The sequence below is a fragment of the Actinacidiphila sp. bgisy167 genome (genome assembly GCF_057707665.1).
On record NZ_JBYIQP010000077.1, the window covers coordinates 19,366 to 33,747 of the forward strand.

General features: G+C 73.0%; 11 protein-coding genes. 5 read left to right on the forward strand and 6 right to left on the reverse strand.

All coding sequences use genetic code 11. The features are described from left to right. Positions 1–18 precede the first annotated feature (18 nt). The 3 genes from AC3ET4_RS24470 to AC3ET4_RS24480 all read right to left on the reverse strand — a co-directional run bounded on the left by AC3ET4_RS24470 (position 19) and on the right by AC3ET4_RS24480 (position 4,006). Positions 19–996 (reverse strand): DNA-3-methyladenine glycosylase family protein, encoded by a 978-nt coding sequence (locus tag AC3ET4_RS24470; RefSeq protein ID WP_431952921.1) that lies wholly within the window; start codon positions 994–996, stop codon positions 19–21. Positions 997–1,236: 240 nt separating this feature from the next. Next, entirely contained in the window at positions 1,237–2,319 is a 1,083-nt protein-coding gene (gene manB, locus AC3ET4_RS24475) for a mannose-1-phosphate guanylyltransferase (protein WP_431952923.1), read from the reverse strand. Between the two features lie 64 nt (positions 2,320–2,383). Continuing rightward, positions 2,384–4,006 (reverse strand): peptidoglycan recognition protein family protein, encoded by a 1,623-nt coding sequence (locus AC3ET4_RS24480; protein ID WP_431952925.1) that lies wholly within the window; start codon positions 4,004–4,006, stop codon positions 2,384–2,386. A 115-nt stretch (positions 4,007–4,121) separates the two neighbouring features. On the opposite strand from AC3ET4_RS24480, the gene AC3ET4_RS24485 reads away from it, so the two are divergent. From AC3ET4_RS24485 to AC3ET4_RS24500, 4 genes are all read left to right on the forward strand, one after another. Further along, positions 4,122–4,874 (forward strand): TIGR03089 family protein, encoded by a 753-nt coding sequence (locus tag AC3ET4_RS24485; protein ID WP_431952927.1) that lies wholly within the window; start codon positions 4,122–4,124, stop codon positions 4,872–4,874. 128 nt (positions 4,875–5,002) lie between these two features. After that, complete coding sequence (locus AC3ET4_RS24490; RefSeq protein ID WP_431952929.1) at positions 5,003–6,271, forward strand: LCP family protein; 1,269 nt, start codon at positions 5,003–5,005, stop codon at positions 6,269–6,271. A gap of 120 nt (positions 6,272–6,391) precedes the next feature. Continuing rightward, positions 6,392–8,191, forward strand: a complete 1,800-nt coding sequence (locus tag AC3ET4_RS24495) for an LCP family protein (RefSeq protein ID WP_431952931.1) — start codon at positions 6,392–6,394, stop codon at positions 8,189–8,191. 1,084 nt (positions 8,192–9,275) lie between these two features. After that, a complete protein-coding gene (locus AC3ET4_RS24500) occupies positions 9,276–10,874 on the forward strand; it encodes an LCP family protein (RefSeq protein ID WP_431952941.1) in 1,599 nt (532 codons plus the stop codon). Between the two features lie 16 nt (positions 10,875–10,890). Here the strand turns inward: AC3ET4_RS24500 and AC3ET4_RS24505 are convergent, their stop codons facing one another. Together AC3ET4_RS24505 and AC3ET4_RS24510 are read right to left on the reverse strand one after the other, a co-directional pair. Then, positions 10,891–11,067, reverse strand: a complete 177-nt coding sequence (locus tag AC3ET4_RS24505; protein WP_431952933.1) for a hypothetical protein — start codon at positions 11,065–11,067, stop codon at positions 10,891–10,893. 70 nt (positions 11,068–11,137) lie between these two features. Beyond that, positions 11,138–12,172, reverse strand: coding sequence for a glycosyltransferase family 2 protein (locus AC3ET4_RS24510; RefSeq protein ID WP_431952935.1), 1,035 nt, complete (start codon positions 12,170–12,172; stop codon positions 11,138–11,140). A gap of 92 nt (positions 12,173–12,264) precedes the next feature. Between AC3ET4_RS24510 and AC3ET4_RS24515 the strand changes: the two genes are divergently transcribed. Next, positions 12,265–13,713 (forward strand): LCP family protein, encoded by a 1,449-nt coding sequence (locus AC3ET4_RS24515; RefSeq protein WP_431952937.1) that lies wholly within the window; start codon positions 12,265–12,267, stop codon positions 13,711–13,713. Positions 13,714–13,743: 30 nt separating this feature from the next. Here AC3ET4_RS24515 and AC3ET4_RS24520 read toward each other — a convergent pair whose 3' ends face one another. Then, the gene (locus AC3ET4_RS24520) at positions 13,744–14,286 is read right to left on the reverse strand and encodes an acyl-CoA thioesterase (protein WP_431952939.1); all 543 of its coding nucleotides are present in this window, start codon (positions 14,284–14,286) and stop codon (positions 13,744–13,746) included. Positions 14,287–14,382 lie beyond the last annotated feature (96 nt).

Sequence of the window (14,382 nt, forward strand, 5' to 3'; positions counted from 1 at the left end):
GGCCGTCGCGGCCGCGGGTCACAAGGGGACGATGTTCCCCGGGGCCAGGCGCGGGGCGCGGCGTGGGGGGCGGCGGCCGGTGAGGAGGATGAGGCGGGCGGCGCGGTGGCGCTGACCCGCGTACGGCTCCAGGAGTTCGAGCATGGTGGCGTCGTCGCAGCGGTGGGCGCCGGTGAGGGCGTAGCCGACGGTGTGCGGCAGGTGGAGATCGCCGACCGTGATCGCGTCGGGGTCGCCGTTGCTGCGCTGCAGGGTCTCGGCGGCGGTCCAGGGGCCGATGCCGGGGATGGCCTGGAGACGGGCGAGGGCGTCGGCGGGGCCGAGGACGGTGGCCTGTTCCATGCGGGCGGCGGCACGGGCGGCCCGGACCACCGCAGCGGAGCGCTTGCCGTCGACATTGGCGCGGTGCCACTCCCAGGAGGGGATCATGGCCCAGCCGCGTGCGTCGGGCATGACCCTCATGCGCAGGTGCTCGCCGGGCCCGGGGGCGGGCTCGCCGAAGCGCTGCAGCAGGACCCGCCAGGAGCGGTATGCCTCGTCGGAGGTGACCTTCTGCTCGAGGATCGCCGGGACGAGGGATTCCAGCACCAGGCCGGTGCGGGTCAGCCGCAGCCCGGGGTTGCGGCGGTGGGCCTCGTGGACGACGCGGTGCCGGGCGGTGAAGGCGCCGGGGTCGTCGGCGTCGCCGAGCAGGGCGGGGAGGCCGTCCAGCAGCCAGTCGGCGCCGGGTCCCCATGCCTCGGCCTCGACCTCCCCGCCGGAGGGGCGGGCGATGCGCAGGGTGCCGGGGCCGTCGGGGGTGCGTGAGGCGCGGTAGACGGCGTGGTCGGCCCCGACGCGGAACGCGGGGTCGCCGGGGCCGCGGCGCAGGGGACCCAACGTGAGCCCGAGGTCCAGGGGGCCGCGCGGGGTGAAGCGGCGGGTGCGGCCGGGCGTGCGCGGTCCGGGGACGCGGCCGGTGGCGCCGCTGAGGAGTCGGGTCTGCTCGGGGTGCACCCTCCGAGAGTACGGCGTGGCCCCTCGGGCTTCCCGGCTTCCCGGCTCGCCGCTTTCCGGGCTCCCGGGCTTCCGGGCTCGCCGCCTTCCGGGTCTTCCCGCCTTCCGGACTCCCATGCCGACCGGCTTTCGTACCGGCCGGCTTTCCTACCGACCGGCTTTCGTGCCGCCCGGCTCCCGGCGTCGAAGGTCCGCGGTTCCGGCCGGTGAACGGGTGCCCACCGGCTCCAGCAGGGGCGGCTACTGGTCGGAGGAGAAGCGGACCGCGCCGTCCGCGATGACCGCGCCGCACCAGACGCGCACTCCGTGCCGCAGTTCGTTGTCCGCGCCGATGTGCGCGGCGTCACCGATCACCGATCCGTGGACGACGGTGCGTTCGCCGATGACCGCGCCCGCGCCGATGAGGGAGTCCACGACGACGGCCCCCGGGCGGACGACGGCCCCGGCCAGGACCGTGCTGCCGTCGACGACCGCTCCGGAGCCGATGACGGCGCCCTCGCAGACGGCGGTGCCGCCCGTGAGCTTGGCGTCGTCGGCGACCCGGGCGCCCTCCAGGACGAGGCGTTCGCCGCGGCGGCCGGGAACGGCGGGCGAGGGCGCGCGGCCGAGCACGAGGTCGGCCGAGCCCCTGACGAACGCGTGGGGGGTGCCGAGGTCGAGCCAGTAGGTGGAGTCGACCATGCCCTGCAGATGGGCGCCGTCGGCGAGCAGGCCGGGGAAGGTCTCGCGCTCGACGGAGACCGCGCGGCCGGTGGGGATGGAGTCGATGACCGCGCGGTCGAAGACGTAGGCGCCCGCGTTGATCTGGTCGGTGACGATCTCCTCGGGCGTCTGCGGCTTCTCCAGGAACGCGGTAACGCGGCCGGTGGCGTCGGTCGGCACGAGTCCGAAGGCGCGCGGGTCCTCCACCCGGGTCAGGTGGAGGGAGACGTCGGCGCCGGAGTCGCGGTGGGTGGCGACGAGTCCGGCGATGTCGAGCCCGGTGAGGATGTCCCCGTTGAAGACCAGGACCGGGTCGCCGGGGGCGGATTCGAGGCGGTCGGCGACATTGCGGATGGCGCCTCCGGTGCCGAGCGGCTCGTCCTCGGTGACGTACTCCAGGCGCAGCCCGAGGGCGGAGCCGTCACCGAAGTGCGGCTCGAAGACCTCGGCCAGGTAGGAGGTCGCCAGGACGATGTGCTCGACGCCTGCCGCGCGCGCTCGGGCCATCTGGTGGGTGAGGAAGGGGACGCCTGCCGCGGGGACCATCGGCTTGGGGGTGTGCACCGTCAGAGGGCGCAGCCTGGTGCCCTTGCCACCGACCAAGAGGATCGCTTCAGTCACCTGTGTTGTCTCCGCTTCTGGCGGGGGCCGACCTGATGAACGGCCAATCCTATGCAGGGCGCGATCAGCGGCCCTGGAGCCCCGCCGCGGTACGGCGGATGATGCCGAGATCGTCGTACAACCGCGTTCCCGGGCATTGCGTGGCGAATCCGTCCCGATGGCCCGAGATGACGTTCATGCGGACCTGCGTCCCCTTCGGGTACCGGTTGCTCCCTCCGGACACCAGGGAGGTCATGCCCTCCGGGTCGCGGCCGTAGATCCCGAGTTTCCACGCGGCGAGCCGGGCGACGGCCGACAGGGCCTCGCGGCTGGGCTCTTCCTCGGAGTAGTCGCCGAGGACGGCGATGCCCATCGTGTGCTCGTTGAAGCCGAGGGTGTGCGCGCCGAACACGGCCTTGGAGACGCCGCCGCTGCGGCCCTCGTAGATGTTGCCGCACTTGTCGACGAGGAAGTTGTAGCCGATGTCGCGCCAGCCGCTGCTCTTGACGTGGTACCGGTAGATGCCGCGGATCACCGAGGGCGAGTCGGAGCACTCGTAGTCGTTGCCCGTGGCGGTGTGGTGGACGAAGATCGCGCTGATGTCGTCGGTGAACTCCGAATCCTCGTCGCGCAGTTGCTCGTCGGCTCCCCAGCCGGCGCGGGTGATGATGCGGGGGCGCGCGCCGGTGAAGCGCTGCCCGGTGAGGGCCACGGTCTGGGACCGGGTGAGCTCGGGGACGAAGGCCGACTCGACCGGCGTGCCGGAGGTGTCGGTCGGGTCCGCGGCGGTGCCGGTCTCGGCGCCTGCCTGCGGGCGTCCACCGAGCGGATGGCCGGCCTCGCCGGGGCCGACGCCCTCGAAGAGGTCGCCGCCGGTGGGGTCGCCGCCGGACGGGCCGACACCGGCGAAGGGATCGGGATTCCCGAAGGGGTCGCCGCCGCCCGTGGGGACGCCGCCGGAAGGAGTCCCCGGGTGCGCGCCGTCGCCCATGGGGCCGCCTGCCGTGCCGTCACCGCCCGGGCGGTCGCCCCCCGGTCCCGCGGGGCGGGGGTCCAGGGCGGCGTCCGGGCCGAGGGCGGCGTCGGGGTCGAGGTAGACGCCGTCGCCGAGGTAGCGGCCCGGACCGCCGTCCGGGTCGTCCGCGAAGCCGTCACCCGGTTCGCCCCCGGGGTCGACCATCTCCAACCGCAGCCCCTTGGGCAGGCCGGGCTGCACCCCGCGCCTGCCGCTGGTGGGCGCCTCCGGCACGACCCGCAGCTCGATCCCGTCGGAACTGCCGACCCACAGCGGGACGGTCGAGCCGCGCACCACGGGGGCCGAGCCCTCGGACGAGCCCGCGTCGGGGGCGTCGTCGTTGTGCGCCTCGACCGTGCGCCAGTCCGACCAGGCGCCCGTGCCCAGGGCGCGGGTCCTGACCTGGACGGTGCCCCGCAGTTCGGTGCGGGCGTCGTCCCAGGTGACGCCGATCAGGGAGAAGGGCCGTACGGCGCGGGCCGGCAGACCCTGGGAGAGCGGGGTGCCGACGGCCCGCCCGGACGCGGGGAGCGGGGCCAGCGGCAGGGTGCGGGTGTCCCCGGGGGGCGTGTCGGGGACGGCCGCCCGTGCCGGCACGGGGACGGAGGCGGTGGCACCGGAGGGGAAGGCGAGCGGCAGGGCAAGGGCAGCCATGCACGCCGCGGAGATCGACGTCGCAAGAAGTGCACGCATGGGAAAAACAGTTACATAAGGCCCTAGAACGCGCAGCCGGGATCTGACGCTCCGTCTCCTCCTGCCGGGTCATCAGCGCCCCTCGCCACGCCACGGCCTGACGTAGCCTGGGCGTGTGACAGCGACTGCCCGTACACCCGCCGACCTGCTGCGATCCGCGCTCGCCGCGGACCCCGCCCGCCCTCTGGTCACCTTCTACGACGACGCCACCGGCGAACGCGTCGAACTGTCGGTGGCCACCTTCGGCAATTGGGTGGCCAAGACCGCCAACCTCATCCAGGACGAACTGGGCGCCCAGCCGGGTGACCGCGCGGCGCTGCTGCTGCCGGCGCACTGGCAGACCGCGGTATGGGTGCTCGCCTGCTTCTCCACCGGCCTGGTCGTGGCGCCCGGGGGCGATCCGGGCGGTGCCGACCTGGTGGTGTCCGGCCCGGACACGCTGGAGGAGGCCCGCGCCTGCCCCGGCGAGCGGGTCGCGCTGGCGCTGCGCCCGCTGGGCGGCCGCTTCGCGCAGCCGCCGCAGGGCTTCCTCGACTACGCGGTCGAGGTGCCCTCGCAGGGGGACCGGTTCGCCCCGTACGCGCCGGTGGCGCCGGACGCTCCGGCCCTGGAGCTGCCGGGCGGTCAGGAGCTCACTGGCGCGCAGGTGGTGGACCGGGCCCGCGCGTCCGCCGCGGAACTGGGGCTGACCGCCGGATCGCGGCTGCTGTCGGGCCGGCCGTTCGGCGACTGGGACGGCCTGGCCGCCGGACTGCTGGCGCCGCTGGCGGCGGGCGCCTCGGTGGTGCTCTGCCGCAACCTGGACCGGCTGCCCGCCGCCGACCTGGACAGACGCCGGGAGAGCGAACGGGTCACCCACTCGGCGTAGCCGGGTCCGTCCGCATCACCGGGCGGCCCTCCGACTGAGCTGAACAACTCCGCACAACCGAGGGCGGTATTGGACCGTCTCTATAGGTGACCTGATCGTCAGCAGCACCTATAAGGACGGGCCCGGACGTGACCACGCCAGCCGATTCTCCGGACGTCGAGGACGCCCTTCCCACCGACACCGCTCCCGCCGGCCCGCCCGACGCCGACGCACCCCCCGCCGAGGCGCCGCCGAGGAAGCGCCGCCGCACCTGGTTGCGCGTCCTCGCCGCGGTCGTCTCCCTGGCGCTGCTGGCCGGGGCCGGCGTCTCCTGGTACCTGTACAAGCGGCTCGACGGCAACATCCGGACGGACACCAGCACCGCCCACGAGCTGATGCGGGTCCAGGCCGAGCGGCCCCCGGTGCTGCCCGAGGCGACCACCGCGGAGAACATCCTGCTCCTGGGCTCGGACAACCGCGGCGGCGGCAACGGGAAGTACGGCCAGGACAGCGGCACCCAGCGTTCGGACACCGCGATACTGCTGCACCTGGCCGCCGACCGGAAGAGCGCGACGGCGGTCAGCCTGCCGCGCGACCTCATGGTCGAGATCCCCTCCTGCCGGCGCGCCGACGGCAGCATGACCAGCCCCCAGTTCGCCCAGTTCAACTGGGCGTTCGAGTTCGGAGGCGCCGCCTGCACGATCCGCACGGTGGAGAAGGCGACGGGGATCCGCGTCGACCACCACCTCGTGGTGGACTTCAACGGTTTCACGAAGATGGTCGACGCGGTCGGCGGTGTCGAGGTCTGCGTCCCGCACCCCGTCCACGACCGGGACGCGCACCTGGATCTGGCGGCCGGCCGTCAACTGCTGCACGGAGAGCAGGCCCTCGGCTACGTCCGGGCCCGCAAGGGCATCGGCGACGGCAGCGACACCCAGCGGATGGACCGGCAGCAGCAGTTCCTCGCCTCCCTGGTGCAGAAGGTCGACTCCACGGGGGTGTTGCTCAACCCCGCCGCGCTCTACCCGCTGTTGAGCGCCGCCACCTCCTCGCTCACGGCGGACGAGGGCCTCGACTCGCTGGCCGAGCTGTACGAACTGGCCCAGAGCCTGCGCAAGACGCCCACGGACCAGGTGCGCTTCCTCACCGTGCCGCGCCGCCCCTACACGGCGGACCCCAACCGTGACGAACTGGTGCAGCCCGCCGCCGCCGAACTCTTCACGGCTCTGCGCGAGGACGGGCAGGTGACCGTCGAGCAGGACACGCACGCGGGTTCGGGCAGCACCCGTCCGGGGGCCGGCACATCCTCCGCCACCCCTGCGGCGTCTCCCACGCCCTCCGGGGGAGCGGCGGGCGCCTCCTCCTCGTACCGCGGCACCACCGCCGACAGCGACGTCTGCGGCGGCAGTGGGGATTGAACAGTTTGTCCCTGCACGGGAGAGCGGAATTTGTCAGCGACGGACGTACACGCTGAACTGTGGGGTTAGTGTGAGCGATCCGGCCTGTTGCAGCGGCCGAGACGGAGGACTCGATCGACCGTGGACACGCAAGGCCGTGGGCAGCACGTCGACCCGGCGGATCAGTGGGTTTTCGATCCCGAGACGGGCAGCTACCAGTTGCGGCTGGACCCCCCGCCGCCGGAGCGAAGCGTTCCCGCGCAGGGAACGGGCCGGCGGGCACAGCGCGTCCAGCCGCAGGGCGGCAGCCGCACACGACAGGGCGGTTCCGGCGCCGCGGGCGGCGGCCGCTCCGCCGAGCGCGGACGGGCGGCGGGCAGCGGCAGGCCGGTGGCCAACGGCCGTTCGGAGGGCGCCGGGAGACCGGCCGGCGGCGGCCGGGCCGCCGGCGCCAGGAGCGGAGGCGGCGGCCGCGCGGCCGCACGCACCAGCCGGCGTCGCCCGAAGGCCCGCGCGTCGGCCAGGAAACGGGCGCTGATCTGGACCGCCGGCACGCTGGGGGTCGTCGTCATCGCGGCGTGCGTCGGCGTCTACTCGCTGTACCAGCAGCTCAACGGCAACATCGTGACCATCGACCCGGGTATCGGCTCCAAGAACGCCACATCCACCGGGCCGGTCAACATCCTCGTCATCGGCACCGACAGCCGGCAGGGCCTGAAGGGCAAGTACGGCGACGCGGCCAACATCGGCCACGCCGACACCACGATCCTCTTCCACGTCTCCAAGGACCGCTCCAACGCGACCGCGTTGAGCATCCCGCGCGACATCATCACCGACATCCCGGACTGCCCGACGAAGCAGCCCGACGGCTCCACGAAGATCATCCCGGGTGAGAGCGGCGTCCGCTTCAACACCAGCCTGGGCCAGTACGGCCGCGACCCCGGCTGCACGATGCGCACCGTCGAGGCGCTGACGGGCATCACCCCGGACCACTTCATGATGGCCAACTTCGACGCGGTCAAGGACCTGTCGACAGCGGTCGGCGGCGTCGAGGTGTGCCTGGCCAAGGACATCGACGACCGGGACTCGCACCTGAAGCTGAGCAAGGGGCGGCACACCGTCGCCGGCGAGCAGGCGCTCGCCTTCGTCCGCACCCGGCACAGCGTCGGCTTCGGCGGCGACCTGAGCCGCATCGAGCTGCAGCAGCAGTTCCTCAGCTCCATGGTGCGCAAGATGAAGTCGGGCGACACACTGACCAGTCCGACGAAGCTGCTCAAGCTGGCGAACACGGCGACGAAGGCGCTCACCGTCGACACCGGCATCGGCAGCGTGACCAAGCTCAGCGAGCTCGCCAAGGACCTGAGCCGGGTCGACACCAAGAACATCACCTTCGCGACGGTTCCGGTGATAGACAACCCGGCCGAGAAGGTGCACACCACGGTGGTGCTGGACGAGACCAGGGCGCCGCAACTGTTCAGCATGGTGAAGGACGACGTCTCGCTCACCGAGGTGAAGAAGAAGCAGAAGGCGTCGGACGCGGCCAAGCTCAAGGGCCCCAAGGCCGACCCGGTCGACGTCCGGGTCGAGGTGCTCAACGGCAGCGGGGTCTTCGGTGCCGCCCAGGACACCGTCAGCTGGCTGCAGAACGACCACGGTGTCACCCGGTCCACCAACGGCGGCAACGCGCCCGCCGAGACGAAGAGGACGACGCTGGAGTACGCCCCCAACCAGGCCGACCAGGCACGCCGACTGGCCGACATGATGGGGCTGCCGGCCTCCGCGCTCCAGCAGGGCACCGAGGACGCCGCACCGCGCGCCGACATGACGCTCACCCTCGGCAAGGACTTCAAGGGGGCGGGCACGCCGATCGCCACGCCGACGAAGGCGCCCGAGGGGATCCAGAAGGTCGAGGCGGACGACAAGAGCGTGTGCGCCCAGTAGCCACCGGCTCGGGGCGTGCCGGGGCGTGGAGGCGCCGCAGCGGACGACGGGAGGCGGACAGCGATGGGCGGCCGCCGGCGGGACGGGATCCCCGGTCCGGCGCGGGACGGGAGCGCGGGCCGTCCCCGCCTTCCGGCGAACGGGGGTGCGATGGTCCTCACGTGTCGGCTCCGTCACACTCGCCGAGGGCGGCCGCCGGCGCGGCGGAAGGTCTCCCCCGCGAGCCGCCGGCGTGGCCGGACCGCCGCCCACGAGCGCCGCAACCCTTGCGGCCGGCTCCCGATGCCGCCCGCTTCTGCGTGTACAGGCCGCATCCCCGAGGTCCCGTTTTGGGGTGTTGCGCACCATCGCTTTACACGGGCGATAAGAAACCCGGGCTCTTGCCCCGTCGCGGTTTATGTATCGTGACCTCCAACCATCCGCGAGCAGGGCTGTTCCGGTTCCACAGGACTTCGACAGTCGCACAGCTGAGCATCACCCACGATCCGCGCGCTGCGGCGCAGCCGGTGGACCGTAGTGACCAGCGCGTCATGGGAGGGCCCCTATGCGCCACGGCAGCATCCCCGGAGGGCGGAACGCCCCCTTCGAACCTCACGAACCCGGGTGGGACGACTCTCCGTACGCGAACGGACACGGACAGGCGTACATTCCCCAGCAGCCCGCACATCCGCACCCGACGGTCCCGCAGCAGCCGCAGCGCGGTGGCTACCGCCCCGAGGAGCCGCAGCAGCCGCAGCACGGCGGCGGATACCCGCCGCCGCACGACGGTCACCCGCCCCAGGGCGGTTACCCGGCCCAGGGCGGTTACCCGGCCCAGGGCGGTTACACACCCCAGGAGGGCTACGCCCCGCACGGCGGGTACGCGCCGCAGGGGTACGCCCCGCAGGAGGGGTACCCCGCCCAGGGCGGGTACGCCCCGCAGGAGGGGTACCCCGCCCAGGGCGGGTACGCCCCGCAGCAGGGCTACGCCCCCCACCAGCCGGCCGGACGCGACACCGCGGGGTACGGCACGGGAGGCTACGGCCAGGACGACCGCGACGCGGGCTACGGCGCCTTCGGTGACGAGGGGCCGTCCACCGGCACCCTGACCGCGACGCACGGCGACGGGACGGACGACGAGCACGGCGGCCACGACACCCAGGACGACCACGACGGCCCGGACGACCACGACGGCACCGGCCGCCCCACCGACCGCCGGCGCAAGAAGGGCAAGAGGCGCGCCCTGCGCTGGGTGGCCATCGTCACGTCGGTGGCGATACTCGGGACGGCCGGCGCCGCCTTCGCGTACTACCAGCACCTCAACGCCAACATCAAGAAGGACGCGCTGAACCTTGGCGACAGCAAGGCCGCCAAGAGCAAGGCGAACGCGGCCGGCCAGACCCCGTTGAACATCCTCCTCCTCGGCTCCGACAGCCGGGCCTCCAAGGAGAACCAGAAACTCGGCGGCGCCAAGGGCGACGCGGACCGCAAGCCGCTCGCGGACGTCCAGATGCTGCTGCACGTCTCCGCGGACCGCAGCAACATGACCGTGGTCAGCGTCCCGCGCGACACCCGGGTCACCGTCCCCAAGTGCACCGACCCGGACGACGGGCACATCTACCCCGAGACCACGACGGACACGATCAACACGAGCCTCCAGCACGGCGGTCCCGGCTGCACCGTGGCCACCTGGGAGAACCTCACGGGCATCCACATCGACCACTTCATGATGATCGACTTCGCCGGCGTGGTCTCCATGGCCGACGCGGTCGGCGGTGTCCCGGTCTGCGTCGATGCCAACGTCTGGGACCGCAAGTCCGGGCTCAAGCTCACCAAGGGCGACCACACCATCAAGGGCCAGCAGGCCCTGCAGTGGCTGCGCACCCGGCACGGCTTCGAGGACGGCAGCGACATCGGCCGTACCCACGCCCAGCACATGTACATGAACGCGATGGTGCGCCAGCTGAAGTCGGGCACGAAGCTCACCGACCCCGGCGCGCTCACCGGCCTGGCGGAGGCCGCCACCAAGGCGCTGACCGTCGACACCGGCCTGGGCACCGTCAAGAAGCTCTACAACCTGGGCAACGACCTCAAACGCGTCCCCACCGAGCGCATCACCATGACGACGATGCCCTGGGGCGCCGACCCGCAGAACCCGACCGCGCACGTCGTGCCGACGCCCGCGGCGAGCAAGCTCTTCACGCTGCTCCGCAACGACCAGCCCGTGGACGGCAAGGCATCCAAGCCGAAGAAGCCCGGCAAGTCCACCACCCCCGCCGTGAAGGCCTCGCCCAAGGACGAGATCGCGGTGACGGTGCAGAACGGCACGGGCTCCGCCTCGACCCCCGCGGTCTCCGGCCGCGCGGGCACCGTCGCGGAGAAACTGAAGGCCCTCGGGTACACCCAGGCCGAGACGGACTCCACGCCGCAGTCGCAGTCCGGCACCACCATCACCTACGCCGACGACGCCGACAAGGCCAACGCCCTGGCCGTGGCCACGTCGCTGAAGCTGCCCACCGGCGTGGTCAAGAAGTCCTCCTCCGCAGATGGCATCACGCTGGTGATCGGCGCCGACTGGACGTCCGGGGCGCTTTACCCGGCGGCCAGCAGCAGCGACACCAAGGAGGTGCTGGACAACGCGAGCGCGCTCAACGCCTCCGACGACTCGGCGTGCATGAAGGTGAACCCCTACTACAAGTGGTAGGGGTCCGCCCCCCGCCTCACACCTCGGCCGACGCCCGCACCGCCGGGCGGCGGCCGGCGATGACCCGCCGGGCCGGCGAACGCGGACCGGTCAGGGCGAGCGCCACCGCGACACGCGGCCGCGCAGCGGCGGACAGGCCCTCGCCGGCCGGAAGCGATCCCAGCGCGATGGCCACGAGACAGCCGCCGGGCACGACGAAACCCAGCGGGCTGCCGCGGCGCCTGTGGACCCCTCCCGCAGGCGACAGGGGCCCACCCCCCGCCTCACACGTCGGCCGACGCCCGCACCGCCGGGCGGCGGCTGGCGATGACCCGCCGGGCCAGCGAACGCGGACTGGTCAGGAATCCGAAGCCCCAGGACATGTGCATCGTGGCGAGCGCCACCGGGACACGCAGCCGCGCAGCGGCGGACAGGCCCTCGCCGGCCGGAAGCGATCCCAGCGCGATGGCCACGAGGTAGCCGCCGGGCACGACGAAGCCGAGCGGGGTGAGCGCGGCGCCCACCACCACGCCCGCCGCGATGGCCACGACGGCGGCCGGGGCGGCCAGGTAGCGCAGGTTGACCGAGCCCTGGTGGTAGCGGGTGACGACGCGGCGCCAGCGCCCGTAGTCCTTGTACTGCTTGGCCAGCGCGCGCACGCTGGGCCGCGGGCGGTAGGAGACGCGCAGCTCGGGCGAGAACCAGATCAGGCCGCCGGCCTCGCGGATGCGGTAGTTCAGCTCCCAGTCCTGGGCGCGGATGAACTCCTCGTTGTAGCCGCCCTGCTGCTCCAGCACCTCGCGGCGGAAGACCCCGAGGTAGACGGTGTCGGCGGGGGCGGCGGCGCCGCCGGTGTGGAAGGCCGCGTTGCCGACGCCGATCTTCGAGGTCATGGCGGCGGCGACGGCGCGCTCCCAGTCGTTCTCGCCCTCGGCGTGCATGACGCCGCCGACGTTGGCGGCGCCGGTCTCCTCCAGCAGCCGCACCGCGGTCTTGATGTAGTCGGGCGAGAGCATGCCGTGGCCGTCGACCCGCACCACGACCGGGTGCCGGGAGGCCTTGATGGCGGCGTTCAGGGCGGCGGGCGTGCGGCCGGTGGGGTTGGGCACCGTGTGGACGCGGGGGTCCTCGCGCACCAGCTCCGCGGCGATCTCGTCCGTGCGGTCCGTGGAGGGCCCGAGGGCGATGACGACCTCGAGCTCGCCCGCGTAGTCCTGCTCGAGGATGTGGCGGACGGAGGTGCGCAGATACCGCTCCTCGTTGAGCACCGGCATGATCACGGAGACGGCGGGCGGCACGTCGGGGGTCGCAGGGTTCACAGCCGCACACGTTACCGCGAACGGATGATACGAGCGCGTGCGGCCGGGCGGGGCTCATTCCGTACGACGGTATGACTCCTTAGCGTGACTGCATGACCGTCGCTCGTCGCCGTCAGCAGCCCGCCCCAGCCCCACGCCGGCCCAGGAAGCGGCCGCCCGTGCGCCGTGGGATGCGTGTCCTCGGTGCCGTCTCACTGGGCATCCTGACCGCCAGCGGGATCGGGCACGCCGTGCTGGGGCACATGGACGACCGCCTGACGCGGGTGGACGCCTTCGCCGGGATGAAGAACCGCCCGACCCCCACCAAGGGCACCAACTTCCTTCTGGTCGGCACCGATGTGCGCCGCGGCCTGACCAAGGCGCAGCGCACCGGGCTGCGCCTTGGCGGGGAGCCCTGCGACTGCACCGACACGATGCTGCTGGCGCATCTGTCGCGCGACGGCAGGCGGGTCAGCGTGGTCGCGCTGCCGCGTGACTCGTACGCGGAACTGCCCCGCGCCGGCAAGCTGCAGTGGGCCTGGGGGGTGGGCGGTCCGGCGCTCGCCGTGTCCACGGTCGAGAAGATGACCGGGGTCAAGGTCGACCACTACGCCGAGTTCGACTTCGGTTCGTTCATGCGGACCGTCGACCACATCGGCGGCGTCGACCTCTGCTTCGCCCAACCGCTGCGCGACGCCGCGACCGGTCTCGACCTGCCGGCCGGCACGGTGCGCGCCGACGGCGGCACGGCACTGCGCTACGTGCGCTCCGGTCACATCCCCGGCGGCCTCGACCTGCAGCGGATGCAGAACCAGCAGCGGTTCCTGGCCGCCCTGGTCCGCCGGGTCAGCGACATCGGGCTCCTGCAGAACCCCGTCAAGCTCGACCAGGTGGCCAAGGCCGCGCTGGGCTCGGTGCGCGCGGACCGGCAGACCAAGCCGGACGACCTGATCGCCCTCGCCACGGGGCTGCGCGGCGGATTCGGGGCCCGCTCGGTGGAGTTCGCGACGGTGCCGGTGGACGCCACGCCGTTCCGGGTGCAGGGGGTGGGGTCGACCCTGCGCTGGGACGCCAAGGGGGCGAAGCGGATCTTCGACGCGCTGCGCGAGGACCGCCCGCTCACCGGCCCGGACGGCGGCCCTCCCGTCACGCCCAGCCCGTCGGCGCCCGAGCAGCCCGAGCGGGTCGAGGTGCCGCCCAAGTCGATCCGCGTCCAGGTCAACAACGGGACGACGATCAACGGGCTGGGTGCGCGCGTGGACAAGGAACTGCGCCGGGTGGGCTTCCGCACCACCGGCACGCCCGGCAACACCATCCGGCACGACGCGGAGTACACGGTCATCCACTACGACCCGGGCTGGGACCGCTCAGCCGAGGCCCTGGCGACGGCCCTGCCCTACGCGAAGATGCGTTCGGTGCCCGGACTGGGCTCCACCCTGCGCGTCACCGTGGGCGCGGACTACGACGGCGTGACCCCGGTGCGGGCCGGCGAACCGGACCCGCCCGTCGCGCCGCCGGTGGGCCTCCCGCCACTGCGCGGCGACCGCATCTTGTGCGGCTGAGGCCGCCGAGTGACGGCCGAACGGGCGCGGTCAGTCGTCGAAGCCGTCCGCGGCGCGCTTCTCGCGCAGCTCCATGATCGCCCTGCGGCGGGCCAGCCGGTGCGTGCGGCGGATCTGCGCCTCCTGCAGCCTGCGCCGGTCGCGCTCGGTCTCGGGTTCTATCTGGGGCACCGCACGCGGCTTGCCCTCGGCGTCCACGGCCACGAAGACGAGGTAGGCGCTGGCCACGTGGGTCGCCGGGCCGGACTCGTTCCAGCGCTCGGCGAGCACGCGCACGCCGACCTCCATGGAGCTGCGTCCCGTCCAGTTGACCTGCGCCCGCACCTTCAGCAGGTCGCCGACCCGCACCGGTTCGATGAAGGCCATCTCGTCCATGGCGCCGGTCACCGCGGGCCCCTCGGAGTGGCGGCCGGCGACGGCGCCCGCCGCGGCGTCCACGAGTTTCATGACCACGCCGCCGTGCACCGTGCCCAGCAGGTTGGTGTCGTGGTGGGTCATGATGTGCGCGAGTGTGATCCGCGAGGCGGACGTGGGCTTGGACGGCACAGGGTGCGGGGGCGGTTCCTCGAACATGGCTCCACCCTAAGAGGCCGCGACGCCGGCCCGCCTATCCGCGCGGCCTCTCAGCTTGACTTTAAACCCCACCAAGATCATGTCTTGGTGGGGTTC